This is a genomic window from Pseudomonas sp. C32 (assembly GCF_030417915.1).
GTDB lineage: Bacteria > Pseudomonadota > Gammaproteobacteria > Pseudomonadales > Pseudomonadaceae > Aquipseudomonas.
The window spans coordinates 43,789-59,320 of the sequence record NZ_JAUHUK010000006.1 but is presented as its reverse complement, the minus strand read 5'-3'; the positions used below and the strand labels follow the sequence as shown (position 1 = coordinate 59,320).

The window sequence follows — 15,532 nt, the reverse complement described above, 5'->3', positions numbered from 1 at the left end:
AAAACCGGGGTTGCGTGTGTGCTGGAGTCTATCAGGGCGAATTTAAATAGCCATCACCGATCAGACGGGCTGAATACCCGGGCATTTCGCCAGGCACAGGTGCCTGCCGATGCACGCAGAAGCAGCTATACATGAAGGAAGGGTTGATCAATGACGATAGGCGGAGGCGCATGCAGACCTTTCAAGTGTTGATCATCGGCAGCGGATTTGGCGGGCAGTGCGCCGCGATCAATTTGCTCAAGGCCGGCATCGATGATTTTCGCCTGCTGGAACGGCGGGATTTCTTCGGCGGCACCTGGTGCCAGAACACCTACCCCGGTGCAGCCGTCGACGTCCCCTCCCCCCTGTATTCGCTGTCCTTTGCGCCTTTTCTCTGGACGCAAATGTTCGCCGGGCAGGCAGAGCTGCACCGCTACACACATCATGTAGTGGAACACTTCGGCCTGCGGGACAAGGTGGAACTGGGCGCCAACGTCGAAGGCATCGAATGGGACGACGCCAATAAGCACTGGACTGTGCGCACTGCGGGCAAAGGCATGTTTTGCGCGCGATTCCTGATCAATGCCACAGGCCCGCTGAGCCAACCGGTCATTCCGCACTTCGAGGGCCGGGAGCGTTTTCAGGGCAAGACATTTCACACCAACCGTTGGGACCATGCCTACGACTATCGCCACAAGCGCGTGGCGATCATCGGCAGCGGCGCCAGCGCTGCCCAAGTGATTCCGGCCATTGCCCCGGACGTCGAGCACTTGCACGTGTTCCAGCGCACACCGCATTGGGTACTGCCCAGAGCCGACCGCACCTTCGGTCGTTTCCAGCGCTGGCTGCTCGGGCTCAAACCGGCCTACACACTGCTGCGCTGGATGATCTACTGGCAATTCGAAACGCGGGTCATTGCCTTCAAGTATTCGAAACCGGCCGTGCGCATGGTCCAGCATCAAGCGCTACGCTTCCTCAAGCGCCAGGTGCCGGACGCCGAGCTACGGCGCAAGCTGACACCGGACTACACCATCGGCTGCAAACGGGTGATCCTGTCCAGCACGCTGTACCCGGCGCTGGGCCGGTCAAACGTCACGCTGCACAACCAGGAACAAGGCATCGCCTCCCTCGATGAGACCGGCATCGTCACCCGGGATGGCCAGCACATCGACGTGGATTTGATCGTCTGGTCCACCGGCTATGATGCTACTGACGGGGTGATTTCCTACCCGGTAACGGGAAAAAACGGCAACCGACTCAAGGATGTGTGGGCGCAATACCCTCGGGCCTACCTCGGCACCGCCCTGCCGGACTTTCCCAACCTGTTCATCGTTACCGGCCCCAACACCGGAATCGGCCATACATCGGCGCTGTTCATCATCGAATCCCAGATGAATTACATCCTCGATTGCATTCGTACCTTGAACGCACAAGGTTTAAGCAGCATCGAAGTTCGACCCGAAGCAGAACGTACCTACACTGAAATGATCCACCGTGAAATGGAACGCACGGTGTGGAAGTCAGGAGGTTGCCACAGTTGGTATCAAAGCAAGAGCGGTCATGTGATCGCCATGTTTCCAGGGTTCAGCTTCAGCTTTCATCGCTTGACCCGGGTACTGAAACCCGCCGATCACATTTTGTCCTGATCAGCAGTAGGGAGACGCGAAATGCTTTTATTGGTCGTCGTTATTGCGGTTTTCCTGGCCTGGAGCTGGTTGACCTACCCGGCCATCGGCTACTGGGTCTATGACTTGAACATGGCGGTCGAAGCCAAGCTGTACCGGTTGCACAAAATCGTCGTGCCAATACCCGAAATGACCGTTTCGACCTGGCAAGGCGGGCCTTACGAGGCGACCAGCAGTGTCTTGATGCTCCACGGTTTCAGTGCCGACAAGAACCTCTGGCTGCGTTTTGCCCGGCACTTTGTCGGCACCCATCGGGTGATCATCCCGGACATCGCCGGCCATGGCGAAACCGGCTTCAAGGCCGGTGGCGGCTATGACATCCCGCTGCAGGCCAAGCGGATGATCCAGTTGCTGGATGTTTGCGGTGTTGAGAAAGTTCATGTGATCGGCAATTCGATGGGCGGCTACATGGCTGCGTGGCTGGCGGCCCACTATCCGGATCGGATTGTCTCGGTGGCGCTGATCGACCCTGCCGGTGTCACTTCGCCCGAACCCAGCGATCTTGAGCGTCATTTGGCCAAAGGCCACAACCCGTTCCTGATCAACTCGCGCGAAGAGTTCCAGCGCTTCTACGCCATGACCATGGCGTCGCCGCCATGGGTGCCGAAACTGGTGCTGGATGCTGTTGCCCAGCGCTACGAACAGTCCAGGGATGATCTCGAAGAAATCTTCCGGGATTTTCGTGCCAGCCCGCCGATGGAACCCCACCTCCCCGACATCACCGCCCCCGCGCTGTTGCTTTGGGGCCGCAAGGACCGGTTGATCGACGTCAGCAGCGTGGCCATCTGGAGCAAGGGCATCGCCGATCTGCGCGTGGAAATCTGGGACGGCGTCGGCCACATGCCCATGGTCGAAGTGCCTGCCGGTTCAGCGCGTCTGTATCGGGACTTTTTGGCATCACTGCGCTCGGAAAGCCCTCAGGATCAACGGCTGCACTAAAGATGCAGTCCTTTGAAGAATGAAGTTCGTCAGAATCTTCGTTTGTCGGCGTCGTGGAAGGCTGCGATCTTTTCTCCCATCCTTCACGTCACCGCGCCAGGAATCCTGTTCATGAGCCACCCGAGTTTCGTCAGCCCAGACCTGATCCGCCAACGATTTTCCAAAGCGATGTCTGACATGTATCGCGAGGAAGTGCCGTTGTACGGCGCGTTGATGGCACTGGTGGAGCAAACCAACCGTCACGTGCTGGACAGCGATCCACAGGTTGCGAAACACCTGAACAGCACCGGTGAAATCGAACGCCTGGACCTGGAGCGCCACGGTGCGATCCGCGTCGGCACCGCCGAGGAACTGGCCACACTCGCCCGACTGTTTGCGGTGATGGGCATGCAACCGGTGGGTTACTACGACCTGACACCGGCCGGGGTGCCCGTGCATTCCACGGCGTTTCGCGCGGTGCACGAAGCAGCGTTGCAGGTCAGCCCGTTCCGGGTGTTCACCTCGCTGCTGCGTCTGGAACTGATTGAAGACCTTGAACTGCGGGCGTTCGCCCAGTCGGTGCTCGATCAGCGCTCGATTTTCACCCCTGCAGCCCTCAACCTCATTGATCGCGCCGAAACCCAAGGGGGCCTGACCGAACAGGAGGCGGATGAGTTCGTTGAGCAGGCACTGGAAACCTTCCGCTGGCACCACAGCGCCACGGTGACCGCCGAGCAATATCAACAACTCAGTGCCCAGCATCGTCTGATTGCCGACGTCGTGGCATTCAAGGGCCCGCACATTAATCACTTGACGCCTCGCACCCTTGATATCGACATCGTGCAGGCGCAAATGCCGGCCCATGGCATTACCCCCAAAGCGGTGATCGAAGGTCCGCCCCGCCGGCAGTGTCCGATCCTGCTGCGCCAAACCAGCTTCAAGGCTCTGGATGAGCCGATTGCCTTCACCGACCAGCACGAGACGCGTGGCAGCCACAGCGCCCGCTTTGGCGAGATCGAACAGCGTGGCGCGGCCCTCACACCCAAGGGCCGGGCGCTTTACGATCGCTTGCTGAATGCCGCGAGGGACGAATTGAAGGACTTCCCCAACGAAGCCAACGCCGCACGCTACAACGCCCTCATGACGCAGCATTTCAGCGAGTTTCCTGACACCTGGGAAGGCATCCGCCAGCAGGATCTGGCGTACTTTCGCTACTTCACGACAGGAAAAACCCTGGCCCCGGATGCACTGAAAGCCTCGACTCTGGAAGCGTTGCTCAGCAGCGGCTATCTGCGGATTGAACCGCTGGTGTACGAAGATTTTCTGCCGGTCAGTGCAGCGGGGATTTTTCAGTCGAACCTTGGGGACGCGGCACAAGCCCATTACGGCGAGCATCCCAATCAGCACGCCTTTGAGAAGGCCTTGGGACGATCGACCATTGATGAACTGACGTTGTATGCCGAATGTCAGCAGCGGTCGATCGAGCAGTGTTTGGCAATGCTGGAGAAGTAGGCGGTAAGCCATCCAACGGTTCCGCTTCGCCCGATAATGGCCTGGTGCCGTAATGCGCAAGAAATGGCGTATCACAGCACCATATCCGCGTTAAAAAAGGCTTGAAGCCGAACCTGTCAGGCCCTCCGGGCGAGCTCGTAAAACATTGCGCAGCGTAGCGCAGGTTTTTGCGCGCTTTTCTGGAAAAATCAGGTGATCCGGTCGCACAAAATTCACATAACCAACTGTTTTTATAGATATTTATTAGCCATGGCACAGACCTTGTTTAGGTCATTGGCCCGCAGGAGCCGTTTTTCCCGTGGGTCTCTCACCGTTCAGCAAGGAGCGCATTCATGGCAACACCCGCGTACATGTCCGTCACCGGCGAAAAACAAGGCTTGATCACTGCCGGCGCGTTCACAGCCGACTCTGTCGGCAACACTTATCAGGAAGGCCACGAAGACCAGGTCATGGTTCAGGCCTTCAGCCACGAAGTCATCATTCCGCGTGACGCACAATCCGGCCAGCCAACCGGTCAACGTATTCACAAACCCGCTGTGATCACTAAGGTGTTCGACAAGGCTTCGCCGCTACTGTTGGCGGCCCTGACCTCCGGCGAACTCATCACCAAAGTCGAAATCCAGTGGTTCCGTACCTCCGCTCAAGGTACTCAGGAACACTATTACTCCACTGTTCTGGAAGACGCGATCATCGTTGATATCAAGGACTACATGCACAACTGTCAAGACCCATCAAACTCGCACTTCACCCATTTACAGGACGTGCATTTCAGTTATCGCAAAATTACCTGGACTCACGAAGTCTCCGGCACTTCAGGTTCCGATGACTGGCGCTCCCCGATTGTAGGCTAGGTCTGGCTGGACCGCATAAACCATCGACCGGCCCTGCTGGTCGATGTGATTTTGAGAACTGCAAACAATAACTTGCCGACCGACACCAATCGGCTAATCGACAAAAACAATGAAAAAAAGAAATACCGAGCATGTATTCAGACAAAAAAAATGGCAACCATGCGGTTGCCATTTTTATTTTGAATCAGGGGCTTAGCTTATGAAGAAAGAGTCCGCCCAGTGCAAAGGCCTCGGCAATCCATGCACTGGTAAAGAGCCATGGCACTGAGCGAACGAGGGGTATTTTAGTAGAAGTAGCGGGATATGTCCGTATCGCGAAGATGAAATTTATCACATGATATTTAACTACATGTCGAATTAAATACTATGGGGCGAAATTTCCAAACTCACTTGTTCGTTCATTCAAGCGGGTTGTTCTTGTACAAAACTTGCACAAGAACAACCCACACATATAGAGCTACTACTCGATTTTAGTGCTTGCTGGTTACTGTGAGGATATCGGTGTACGTCACAATCACCGACTGGCCAACTTTCAGGTCTTTGAGTTTTGCCTGAACTTCCGGCTTCTTGACATCGACAGTCTTGGTATTGCCCTTCGGCCCTTCGAACGTCACCTGGTTCTTGGCCAAATCGATGTGGGTGATTTTCAGCTGGACTTGCACTTGGCGGTAAGCTTCGCCACCCGGGGTATCGCTGCCCGGTGCGGCACGAACTTCACCGGCGCGTTCGACGCTGCCTGGCAGGCCTTTGTCGATATCAGTATCGAGGTAGGCGGCGACGGCGCTAGTGACGCGGATGTCGACTTCATCGCCAGCCTTCAGCTTGTCGAGGTTTTTCGCTTTGTCGGTAAGCGTTACTGGAAACTCTTTGCCGTCCGGCCCCTTGAGCACCACATGATGGTTGGCAGGATCAACCGAAACGACTTTAGTGGCGACCACATCAGACACTACGACCTCAGACAGCGCAACGTCTTCGGCAACGGCGTTAAAACTGGCGGCGGACAGCAAAGTGGCGAGGGCGATGGCTTTGGTCAATGCATGGCGTTTCATAGGCAGAGCTTTCCCTGTGATAGATGGCAACAGACGGCGTACCACTAGGTTCAACGCCGCGTGTGCGATCAGCATAGACGTTGTACAGCGAGTGTTGGCAGTTTCTTGTGCAAGGGTTTCATCGCTCGGCGTGTTAATAGCGCTTTTCTTGAGCCAGATCAGTTCGCCTGCCTGCAAAAACATCGTGCCTCGCTCGATTTTTCGGGTGGCCGTGGCTCGCCGGAGTTGCGGGGCCGTCACTTGGAGTTCCGGCTGATTTCAATACCCGGTCATTTCCAGATAACCCCGCCCGGCATGACTGCCGCTCAAGCGCACCGGGCCTTCCCAGTAAGGAATGCGCAAATCCATCCACGCCTGGGTATTGAGCGCGTTGATCACGATATCGAGGTGTTTACCGGGGACTTTGATTGCCCAGCGCACCGGCATTGTCCGCCCGGCGACATTGGTGGCGTCCTGTGGAATGAGGGTGATGTCACTCGCGTGCAGCAACTGTGTCCGGCCCTCGGCGTCGATCCACGTCCCGGTGAGATAAGGCTCGCCGTCCTTTTGCCGCATGCGGTAAAGCATCACTTGCTCGCCGCTGTCCAGGTGCAGGGAAAACCAGTCCCAGCCGCTCTGGTTGGCGGTCAGCGGTTGGCTGCTCCATTCGCGATCGAGCCAGGCCGGGCCGCTGACCTGAACGCTTTTGCCGTCGATTTCCAATGTGCCGCTGGCCTGGAAAAACGGCTGGCTGTAGTAATACGAAGCCTGGCCCTGTTCGGATTTCTGGCTGAAGCCCTTTTCACCCTGAAGCACCAGCGGACGCGTCGACGTCAACTGCAATTGATAGCTGAACGTCTTGTCGCGTGCGCTCAGGTGCATCTGTGCCAGTGGGTTGTCCGCCGTGGCCTGACTGCTGAACTGCCAATCGTCGATCCATGCCTTGAACGGCCCAAGGCTGACCCCCGCCTGACCCACGCCGCCACGGGCATAGCGTTCGGCCGCATGATGCAGCGTCGCCGACGTCACGGCTGCGTGACCCAGCCAAATCGCTTGATTGCCCCAGCCCGCCTGCTCGGGCGCGGCCGTCAGGGCGCTGCGAAACAAGGTCCATTGCGCGCCGAATTCGTTGCCCTGAGCGTCCTTGAGATTGGCGGTGACGTACCACCACTCGATGCGAAAGCCGTCGTGGGGACCGTGATCCGCCGGAAAACTGAACGCACGGCCGGGCACGACCGGTGTGAACGTCGCTGCCTGGTTGCCCAGCCCGGCGAAGCCTTTCTCATCCGGTGCGGGTTGATCGCAACCACTCGACAGCAGCGCCAGCATCAACACGCCGACCTTAATCCTCATGGGCAAACGTCCTCAACAGGTCCGCAGGTTGCGTGCGATACAAACTGTACAGCGGCCACGCCGAAGCCAATAACGTCGCCAGCATTGCCAAACCCATCAGTTGCAACAATTGCAGCGGGAACACCCGCAGCGGCAGTTTCCAGCCAAAGGCCTGCACGTTGATGACCGTGTCCAGGCACCACGCCAACGCGATGCCCAGTGGCAACGCCAGCACCAAGGTCAGTAACGCCAGCAACCAGGTTTGCCCGAGGTTGAGCAGCATCAGTTGCCGACGCGTCACGCCCAGCGCCCACAGGGGTGCCAGTTGCCCGAGGCGGCTTTTGCTCTGGGTCAGCAGGCTGATGAACAGCGCCACGCCGGCCACGCACAACGTCAGGCTGTTGAGCGCGGCGGTGGCGGCAAAGGTGCGTTCGAAGACCTGCGTGGACCAGCCCTTGAGCCGCGCCTGATCGACAATCCGGCTGTCATCCAGGGTGAAACGCGCTTGAAGCGTTGTGACAAACCCGGGGATCGATGCCGGGTCGATGCGCAGGTTGAAGCGGTTCGGCGTGAGCTGTGGCCAGCCGCGCAGCAGGTGATCGATATTGACCAGGACATGGCCCTTGGGATTGCCATAGTCGGCATAGATCCCGACGATCTTCGGCGACCACGGGCCATTGGGTGTTGGCAAGGTCAGGTGATCGCCCAGTTTTACGTTCAGCCGCCGGGCCAATTGTTCACTGAGCATCACCGCGTCTTCCTTGGCCAACTGTTCCCACGCTCGCTCGCCCGACGCTTCCAGCAACGGCCAGTGCTCGCGATAGGTCGGGTGATCAATGATGCCAAACACCTCGGTCGGCCAGCCTTGCAGCTGAATCGATACCTGCCAGTTGGGCAGCACGGCCGCCAGTTGCGGCTGCTGATCGAGCCAGGTGTGCAGCTCCCGCGCCTGCGCCGGGCTTTGTGGATTGAGGTAGAGCTCGGCGGTCAGGCGATGTTCGAGCCAGTCGCTGAACGTCTGGCGGAATCCGGCGGTCATGCTGCCGGCGCCGATGTTCGCCGCCAGGGCCAGCAACAGCGCCATCAACGCCAGGCTCAGGGCTGGCAGTTGCTGGCGGCAATCGGCGAGAAACCATTGGCCGAGCACTGAGTGACTGCGTCGCAACGCGAGGTTCAGCGACGTACTGAGCGCCACCGGCAACGCCAGCGCTGCGCCGATCAACAGCGCGGCCATCAGCACGAAACCGCTGACCAGGCTGTCGCCGAAAATCAACGCCAGCAGTGCGATCACGCCCGTCAACGCTGCCACCCAACCCTGGCGTCGCAACCAGCGTGCGTGGGCCTGATGCCAGGCTTGCGGGTCGGCCAGCGCCAGCAAGGGCAAACGCGCCGCCCGCAGCAGGCTGTTGGCCCCGGCGAGCATGGCACCGAACAGGCTCAAGCCGATGCCGCTGAACCACCACAACGGGCTCAGGCTCAACTGCCCCGCTACTTCGGCGCCGTACAACCCGCGCAGGCTGGCGGCGACATCCGGCAGCAACACGCTCGCCAACAGGTAGCCGCTGGCGACACCGGCCACACCGCCGAGGAAGGCCAGCGCGCCCAGTTCCACGGCGAGACAGCTCAACAACATCCGCGCACTGACCCCACAGGCGCGCAGGGTTCGCAGCAAACCGCGTCGCTGCTCCAGTGCCAGGCCGATGGCGGCGTGCACGATAAACAGCCCGACCACGAACGACAGAACGCCCAGAGCATCAAGGTTCAAATGAAAACTCTCGGTCAGGCGCGCCAGGTTGTTTTCTTCGCCGCGGGTCTTGAGCTGGAGTTGTCCCTTGAGTTGATCGGGCAACGGCGCGGTGAAATCCTTCGGCAGCAGCAGGCGCGACAACTGATCCGGCAACCCCAGAATCTGCTGGGCGAATCCAATGTCCACCAGCAACAGACCAGGGGCCATGTCGGTTTGCACGTGCAGTGGCGGCAGCGCCTGACCGTTGACCGCCAGTGGACGATCAGCCTCGTGCAAGCCCAAGGCCTGCAAGGTCTGCGGCGAAATCCAGGTCTTGCCTGGCGGGCTGAAAAAATCGACCACCTGCTCAATCGCCAATGCCTGCCCGGCCACCGCAGTCCCCATCGGCAGCGACACGGGTTCGATGCCCATCAATTGCAAGCGCTGGTCTTCGTGGCCTTTGAGCGTCACGCGACCTTGCAGCACCGGCGACACCGGCCACCCCGCACGGCGCAGTTCGATAAACAGCTGCTGCGAGAACGTTCCGCCACCCGGCGCGCCGAGACTGGCCTGGGGTTCGCCGCCGATCAATTGACTGGCCCGGGCGTAGCTGTCCCGCGCCTGACTGTTGAGCGCCTGCACACCGGTCAGCAGGCTGGTGGCCAGCCACAACCCGGTCAACACACTGAAAAACTGCACCGGATGCTGTCGCCAATGACTGAGCAGCGCCCGCAGTGTTTCAGCAAAAATGCGCATATCAGTGCGCGTCCACACCGGCCAGGCGACCACCGTGCAGCACCACTTTTTCCGCCATGCGTGCGGCAACGCTGGGGCTGTGGGTGACCATCAACAGTGTTGTCGGGCTGTCATCGAGCAGTTCGAGCAGCAACTTCAAGACCTCACCACTAGTGGTTTCGTCGAGGCTGCCGGTGGGCTCGTCGGCCAGCAGCAGTTGGGGTTTCGAAGCCAATGCCCGACCCAGCGCAACCCGCTGCTGCTGGCCACCGGAGAGTTGTTCGGGATAGCGCTCAAGCAAATCACCCAATCCCAGGCGCTGCACCAGATGCGCCTGCCAGCGCGGGTCATGGCGACCGGCAAGCCGCGCCTGAAAGGCCAGGTTGTCCACTACGCGCAAACTGCCGATCAGGTTGAATTGCTGGAACACCAGCCCGATCTCGGTGCGTCGCCAGTGGGCCAGTTGCCCTTCTGTCATCCGTTCCAGCTGATGTTCGCCGCTGCGGATGCTGCCGCGATCGACCTTGTCCAGCCCGGCAATCAGGTGCAACAGCGTGCTCTTGCCACTGCCGGATTCGCCCATCAGCGCCAGGCTGCTGCCAGGCTTGAGCGTCAGGTCGACACCTTGCAGCACCGGCAACGGTCCTTGCGGTGTGGCGTAGCTTTTGAAAACGCCGTGGACTTCGAGCATGGGCAAAACCCGTTCGATACGCGTGGGCCAAGGATAGCGGCCCTGAATGATTTTTGTCCGATACTGATGATCGGCCTGCCCGAGCACCGCCCTACCCTCGAGGCTGGTCTAACCATAACGATAACAATCGGAGACGCCATGCCTCGTTTCACTTTGAGCCCTCGTGGCCTGTTGGCCTGCCTGATCACTGTGTGCCTCGCGCAATCGGTGGTCGCCGCCGATGCGCCGGTCGCGGCCAGCGCCCTCACTGCTGCCAACAACGCCGCGGTGCTGCAACAACTGCCCTTCACTGATCGCACCGATTTCGAGTCAGTCAGCAAGGGCTTGATCGCGCCGTTCAAAGGCCAGGTCAAGACGGCCGAAGGCAAAGTCATCTGGGATATCCAGGCCTATGACTTCCTCGCCAAGGATCAGGCACCGGACTCGGTCAACCCCAGCCTGTGGCGTCTGGCACAGCTCAGCGCACATGCCGGTCTGTTCGAAGTCAGCCCGCGCCTGTATCAGGTGCGCGGCCTCGATCTGGCAAACATGACCATCATCGAAGGTGACGACGGCCTGATCATCATCGACCCGCTGACCATGGCCGAAACCGCCAAGGCTGCGCTGGATCTGTACTACCAGAACCGTCCACGCAAACCGGTGGTAGCGGTGATCTACAGCCACACCCACGTCGACCATTTCGGCGGTGTACGCGGGGTGATCGACGAGGCGGACGTCAAGGCCGGCAAGGTCAAGGTCTACGCCCCCGCCGGGTTCATGGAACACGTGATGAGCGAGAACGTGTTCGCCGGTAACGCCATGAGCCGTCGGGCGCAGTTCCAGTTCGGCAGCCTGCTGCCCCGTGGAGAAAAGGGCCAGGTCGACGCCGGCCTGGGCAAGAGCTCGCCGAGCGGCGGCACCGTCACGCTGATTCCGCCCACCGACCTGATCGAAAAAGAACTTGAGAGCCGCACCATCGCCGGCCTGGAGGTGGAATTCCAACTGACGCCAGGCACCGAAGCTCCAGCGGAGATGAACCTGTACCTGCCGCTGCTGCGCGCCTTGTGCATGGCCGAAAACGCCACGCAAATGATGCACAACATCCTCACCCCGCGCGGTGCGCAAGTGCGCGACGCCAAGGCCTGGGCGCAATATCTGGACGGCAGCCTGGCGCGTTATGGCGATAAGTCCGACGTGCTGTTTGCCCAGCACAACTGGCCGACCTGGGGCGGTGAACGCATCCGCACGTTCCTCGCCGATCAGCGCGACATGTACGCCTTCCTCAACGACCGCACCTTGCACTTGTTGAACCAGGGCCTGACGCCGCTGGAAATCGCCGACACGATCAAGAAGCTTCCCGGCAGCCTCGACCAGAAGTGGTACACCCGTGGTTACTACGGTTCGCTGAGTTTCAACACCCGCGCGGTGTATCAGCGCTACATGGGTTTCTATGACGGCAACCCGGCCAACCTCAATCCGCTGCCGCCGGTCGACACGGCGAAACGTTCGGTCGAGGCCATGGGCGGTGAAGCGGCGGTACTGGAGAAAATACGCGCGGCGATGGCCAAGGGTGAATACCGCTGGGCGGCGCAGCTGGGCAATCAATTGCTGTTTGCCAACCCTGAAAACGGCGATGCCCACAAAGCCCAGGCCGAGACGCTGGAGCAAATGGGTTATCAAAGCGAGAACGCCACCTGGCGCAATATGTACCTGACCGGTGCCATGGAGCTGCGCAACGGCGTACCGCCCAATACCGGCACCTCGGTATCGGTGGATATGGTGCGGGCCATGAGCCCGGAGATGTTTTTCGACTTCCTGGCGATTCGCCTCGACAGTGAAAAAGCCGTCGGTCATGACCTGACCCTGAACTGGACCTTCGAGGATCAGAACAAGGACTTCAACCTGACCCTGCGCAATGGCGTGCTGACCCACCGCACCGGGCTCAATCCCCAAGCGGATGCCGGTGTCACCATGAGCAAGGCAACCCTGGAACAGATCAGTCTCAAGCAACTGGATATCCCGACGGCGATCCAGAAAGGCCTGATCAAATTGCAGGGCAATGGCAAGAAGCTCGGCGAATTGATGGGCAGCCTCGATACCTTTGCGCCGCAGTTCAATATCGTGACTCCGTAAATCAAAGCAAAAGATCGCAGCCTGCGGCACTCCTACGGTGACCGCCGCAAGCTGCAGTATTCCTTGTAGTAGCCGGCTTGCCGGCGAAGGCGGTCTCAAGCATTGCGCCGGGCACACGGCCCTCTTCGCTGGCAAGCCAGCTCCTACGAAGCGCCCGCGTGGCGGCATGATTCCATGTAGAAGCCAATTTGCGCAGTGAGGTGCAAGACGGTATCCGCCGTAGCTGCGATCTTTTCTTTAGGCTTGCTCAACCACCGGCATCCGCCAGCGCTGTTCAATCACTTCCTGCTTCGGCCCGTACAACCGCAAAATCACGGTAAACGCGCCCTTCTCCGGGGTCGGCAGCCAGTTGCTTGACGACGACGGCGCCGAATTTTGCAGGTCGAGCGTCAACCCACCGTCCGCGTCCATCTGCAAGTGATCGCGGCTGCTCAGGCAGTAACGGTCAATCGGATTGGCCACCAGTTGTCGGTCCGGCAGGTCGTACAGCGTCAACGACCAGAATTCGCTGGCCGGTGGCAATTGCCCCGGCGCAAAGCGCAGGCGATAACGACGCCCGCCCTGCAATGGCTGTCCTTGATTGTCCTGACGACTGCCGACGTAGAACGCCTCCTCCACACTGTTGCCGTAGATGCCGACATTCGCGGCGACGGCGCGGTTGAGGTAATTGCCATGCAGCACTTCGCGGGTGCCAAACAGGCCGAGGGTGCTGCGCGTCTGACTGACCGCCGTTCGCAGTTGCGCTTGCGCATCCTGAATGCCAGCGATCAGTGCCTCACGCACATCCGCTGGCAATGCTGCCGCATCGAACGCTTGGCCCGGCACGATGCCGATCCGGGCGAAACGTGCGCGCAAGGCCTGCTCCGATGGATGCACCGGGCACAGGCTGAGAATCTGATTCAGCGCCGCAATAAATCCCGGCCCCAACCCGGTCTTGCTGTCCCACGGTTGCCAGGCAATCGCAGGGGCGGCAACCGGTGGCGCACTGCCGGTGTACTCATGCAAAGAACGCAATTGGTACTGCTGCTGCAACGCGCGCACAGAGGGCAGATCCTCGGTATTTTTCAGACCGGTACGCCCCAGAACCATGACGATCTCGGTTTCGCTGCGCAGCACGGCCTTGATACCGGGCGGCGTTTGGCCTTGCCATTGCGGCCCGGCGACCAGGTAATCCCCCGCTTCGCGACCGGTGCTGAGCGCGCCGACATAGGCGAAGTTGTGGGTGTATTGGTCGACCAGTTGATGCACGTAGTAACGGTCCGCATCGACCGCCGGCACGCTCAACACTTGCGGCTCGCTGCGCAGGTCAAGCCAGGCCCAGGAATACGGCGTGTCATTATTCGGCGTGACGATGTCGCGGTTGCTCGGGGTGAACAACTCGCTGTAGTGACGAAAGCGATTGAAGCCGCCGACGTACTCCGGCGCGACCGGGTTGAGCGCCTGTTTTTCCATAGTCTGGTAGTGCATGAGCATCGGGTAGGCGTAGATCCACGCCTCCTGCGCGATCGCCCGCAGGTCATCGGAACCGGCCGCCAGCAACCAGCGCGGCAACATCAGGCTACCGCCCATTACGCCCATGCCGCCCAATACCTGGCGGCGACTGACGATTGAATTCATGGTTCGACCCTCGCAATGGTCGGCAAGCGATAACGGCCGTCCAGCGCCCCGTCTTTCGGCAAGTACAGGCGCAATAACAGGTTGAATGGGCCTTGAGGCGTTGGCAGCCAGTTGCCCTGCGGCGCATTTTCCGGCGCGTCGGATTGCAGGATCAGGGTCAGGCCGCCGTCGGCGTCGTACTGCAAGCCCGGGCTGCGATCCCCCAGGGCGTAACGCTGGATCGGGTTGGCCGCGAGCAATTGGGTCTTGCCGTCGTACAGGGTCAGCGACCAGAACGCGTTCACCGGCGGTAACTGCCCGGCCGGGAAATGCAGGCGGTACGCATGCTGTCCATCGAGCAGTTGACCTTGGGCGTCACGCAGCGCCATCGGGTACAGCGCTTCCACCGGATCGTTGGCGTAGATGTAGCGCCAGGCAACCGCGGCGCGGGTCAGGTCGTCGTCACCGAACTTGCCGACATTGGTCGGCGAACGCAGCCAGCCCTGCTGTTCCACCGACATCCGGCTGGACGCTTGACGCACTTGCTCGCGTCCCGCTTCGGCGCCTTGGGCAATGGCATCGCTCAAGTCCGCAGGCGGTTGAAATGCGACGCCAGGCTTCACGCCGATGGCGGCGAAACGGTCGAGCTTCTTCTGTTCACTGGCAGTCCATTGGTGCAACGGTGCCAATGCGTTGAAGGTATCGAACAGCGTCTGGGTGGGACCGTGCTTGGTGTCCTGATAAGCGGGCAGTTGCAGCGGTGCCAACGGTTCAGGCGCCGCGCGACCGCTCACTGTGGACAGGGGCTGCAACGCATAACTGCTCAAGACCTTGGCGGCGTCCTTCTGGTCGGCTTCACCCTTGACCTCGGTGCGCCCCAGCAGAAACACCAGACGACTCGGCGAGCGAATCACGCCGCTGAAACCCGACGGCACCTCACCCTGCCAGTCCGGTCCGGCGATCAGGAAACGCCCGGCCTGATTGCCGGTGGCGCGGGTGCCAATGTAATCAAGGTTGTCGGTGCGCAAGTCGACCAGTTGAAAGCTGTAGTAACGGCCTTGCACGGCCGGCACGTCCAGCACCATCGGTTCGCTGCGCAGGTCGAGCAAGGCCCGGGAATAGAAGGTGTCGTTGTTTGGCGAGACGACTTTGTTGTCTTGCGGGCCAAGCAAGCGCGGTTCGCCGTAGAGTCGGTTGAACGGCAGTTTGGCGGCGATGGCGGTGAGCACTTTGTCGTGCTCGACGGTGGCGTAGGCGAACACGTAGGCCTCTTGGGCCAGCGCTTTCGCCTGGGGTTGGTCGAGGGTTTCTGCGTGAACGGTGCCCAGGCTTGCGCCCAGGGCCAGAGCGGATATCCAGTGGCGCAT

The 15,532-nt window shown here is 60.2% G+C and carries 11 protein-coding genes; 5 read left to right on the top strand and 6 right to left on the bottom strand.

Annotated features, from left to right (window positions below):
- Positions 1-170: 170 nt before the first annotated feature.
- From QYH43_RS08860 to QYH43_RS08845, 4 genes are all read left to right on the top strand, one after another.
- Complete coding sequence (locus tag QYH43_RS08860; RefSeq protein ID WP_095056876.1) at positions 171-1,625, top strand: NAD(P)/FAD-dependent oxidoreductase; 1,455 nt, start codon at positions 171-173, stop codon at positions 1,623-1,625.
- Between the two features lie 21 nt (positions 1,626-1,646).
- The gene (locus QYH43_RS08855) at positions 1,647-2,603 is read left to right on the top strand and encodes an alpha/beta fold hydrolase (protein WP_095056877.1); all 957 of its coding nucleotides are present in this window, start codon (positions 1,647-1,649) and stop codon (positions 2,601-2,603) included.
- A 111-nt stretch (positions 2,604-2,714) separates the two neighbouring features.
- Positions 2,715-4,094, top strand: coding sequence for a VOC family protein (locus QYH43_RS08850; protein ID WP_095056878.1), 1,380 nt, complete (start codon positions 2,715-2,717; stop codon positions 4,092-4,094).
- A gap of 332 nt (positions 4,095-4,426) precedes the next feature.
- Complete coding sequence (locus tag QYH43_RS08845; protein WP_095056879.1) at positions 4,427-4,945, top strand: Hcp family type VI secretion system effector; 519 nt, start codon at positions 4,427-4,429, stop codon at positions 4,943-4,945.
- A 470-nt stretch (positions 4,946-5,415) separates the two neighbouring features.
- Here QYH43_RS08845 and QYH43_RS08840 read toward each other — a convergent pair whose 3' ends face one another.
- The 4 genes from QYH43_RS08840 to QYH43_RS08825 form a co-directional block, all read right to left on the bottom strand.
- A complete protein-coding gene (locus QYH43_RS08840; RefSeq protein WP_095056941.1) occupies positions 5,416-5,994 on the bottom strand; it encodes a hypothetical protein in 579 nt (192 codons plus the stop codon).
- Positions 5,995-6,252: 258 nt separating this feature from the next.
- The gene (locus QYH43_RS08835; RefSeq protein WP_301156899.1) at positions 6,253-7,326 is read right to left on the bottom strand and encodes a lipocalin-like domain-containing protein; all 1,074 of its coding nucleotides are present in this window, start codon (positions 7,324-7,326) and stop codon (positions 6,253-6,255) included.
- Positions 7,316-9,787 carry an ABC transporter permease gene (locus QYH43_RS08830; protein WP_095056881.1) on the bottom strand — a complete coding sequence of 824 codons (2,472 nt, stop codon included), beginning with the start codon at positions 9,785-9,787 and terminating at the stop codon, positions 7,316-7,318. Before QYH43_RS08830 ends, QYH43_RS08835 begins: the two co-directional genes overlap by 11 nt.
- Position 9,788: 1 nt before the next feature.
- A complete protein-coding gene (locus QYH43_RS08825; protein WP_301156898.1) occupies positions 9,789-10,457 on the bottom strand; it encodes an ABC transporter ATP-binding protein in 669 nt (222 codons plus the stop codon).
- Between the two features lie 138 nt (positions 10,458-10,595).
- Here QYH43_RS08825 and QYH43_RS08820 point away from each other — a divergent pair, with 138 nt between their 5' ends.
- Positions 10,596-12,569 carry an alkyl sulfatase dimerization domain-containing protein gene (locus tag QYH43_RS08820; protein ID WP_301156897.1) on the top strand — a complete coding sequence of 658 codons (1,974 nt, stop codon included), beginning with the start codon at positions 10,596-10,598 and terminating at the stop codon, positions 12,567-12,569.
- Between the two features lie 237 nt (positions 12,570-12,806).
- Here QYH43_RS08820 and QYH43_RS08815 read toward each other — a convergent pair whose 3' ends face one another.
- Together QYH43_RS08815 and QYH43_RS08810 are read right to left on the bottom strand one after the other, a co-directional pair.
- On the bottom strand, positions 12,807-14,186 hold the full coding sequence (locus QYH43_RS08815; protein ID WP_095056883.1) for a DUF1254 domain-containing protein: 1,380 nt from the start codon (positions 14,184-14,186) through the stop codon (positions 12,807-12,809).
- Positions 14,183-15,532, bottom strand: a complete 1,350-nt coding sequence (locus QYH43_RS08810; RefSeq protein WP_301156896.1) for a DUF1254 domain-containing protein — start codon at positions 15,530-15,532, stop codon at positions 14,183-14,185. The genes QYH43_RS08815 and QYH43_RS08810 overlap by 4 nt, the downstream gene beginning before the upstream one ends.

What these genes read in the sequence shown, in the direction of transcription:
- QYH43_RS08860 (WP_095056876.1), top strand. Translation starts at nt 171, where the DNA reads ATGCAGACCTTTCAAGTGTTGATCATCGGCAGCGGATTTGGCGGGCAG.
- QYH43_RS08855 (WP_095056877.1), top strand. Translation starts at nt 1,647, where the DNA reads ATGCTTTTATTGGTCGTCGTTATTGCGGTTTTCCTGGCCTGGAGCTGG.
- QYH43_RS08850 (WP_095056878.1), top strand. Translation starts at nt 2,715, where the DNA reads ATGAGCCACCCGAGTTTCGTCAGCCCAGACCTGATCCGCCAACGATTT.
- QYH43_RS08845 (WP_095056879.1), top strand. Translation starts at nt 4,427, where the DNA reads ATGGCAACACCCGCGTACATGTCCGTCACCGGCGAAAAACAAGGCTTG.
- QYH43_RS08840 (WP_095056941.1), bottom strand. Translation starts at nt 5,994, where the DNA reads ATGAAACGCCATGCATTGACCAAAGCCATCGCCCTCGCCACTTTGCTG.
- QYH43_RS08835 (WP_301156899.1), bottom strand. Translation starts at nt 7,326, where the DNA reads ATGAGGATTAAGGTCGGCGTGTTGATGCTGGCGCTGCTGTCGAGTGGT.
- QYH43_RS08830 (WP_095056881.1), bottom strand. Translation starts at nt 9,787, where the DNA reads ATGCGCATTTTTGCTGAAACACTGCGGGCGCTGCTCAGTCATTGGCGA.
- QYH43_RS08825 (WP_301156898.1), bottom strand. Translation starts at nt 10,457, where the DNA reads ATGCTCGAAGTCCACGGCGTTTTCAAAAGCTACGCCACACCGCAAGGA.
- QYH43_RS08820 (WP_301156897.1), top strand. Translation starts at nt 10,596, where the DNA reads ATGCCTCGTTTCACTTTGAGCCCTCGTGGCCTGTTGGCCTGCCTGATC.
- QYH43_RS08815 (WP_095056883.1), bottom strand. Translation starts at nt 14,186, where the DNA reads ATGAATTCAATCGTCAGTCGCCGCCAGGTATTGGGCGGCATGGGCGTA.
- QYH43_RS08810 (WP_301156896.1), bottom strand. Translation starts at nt 15,532, where the DNA reads ATGCGCCACTGGATATCCGCTCTGGCCCTGGGCGCAAGCCTGGGCACC.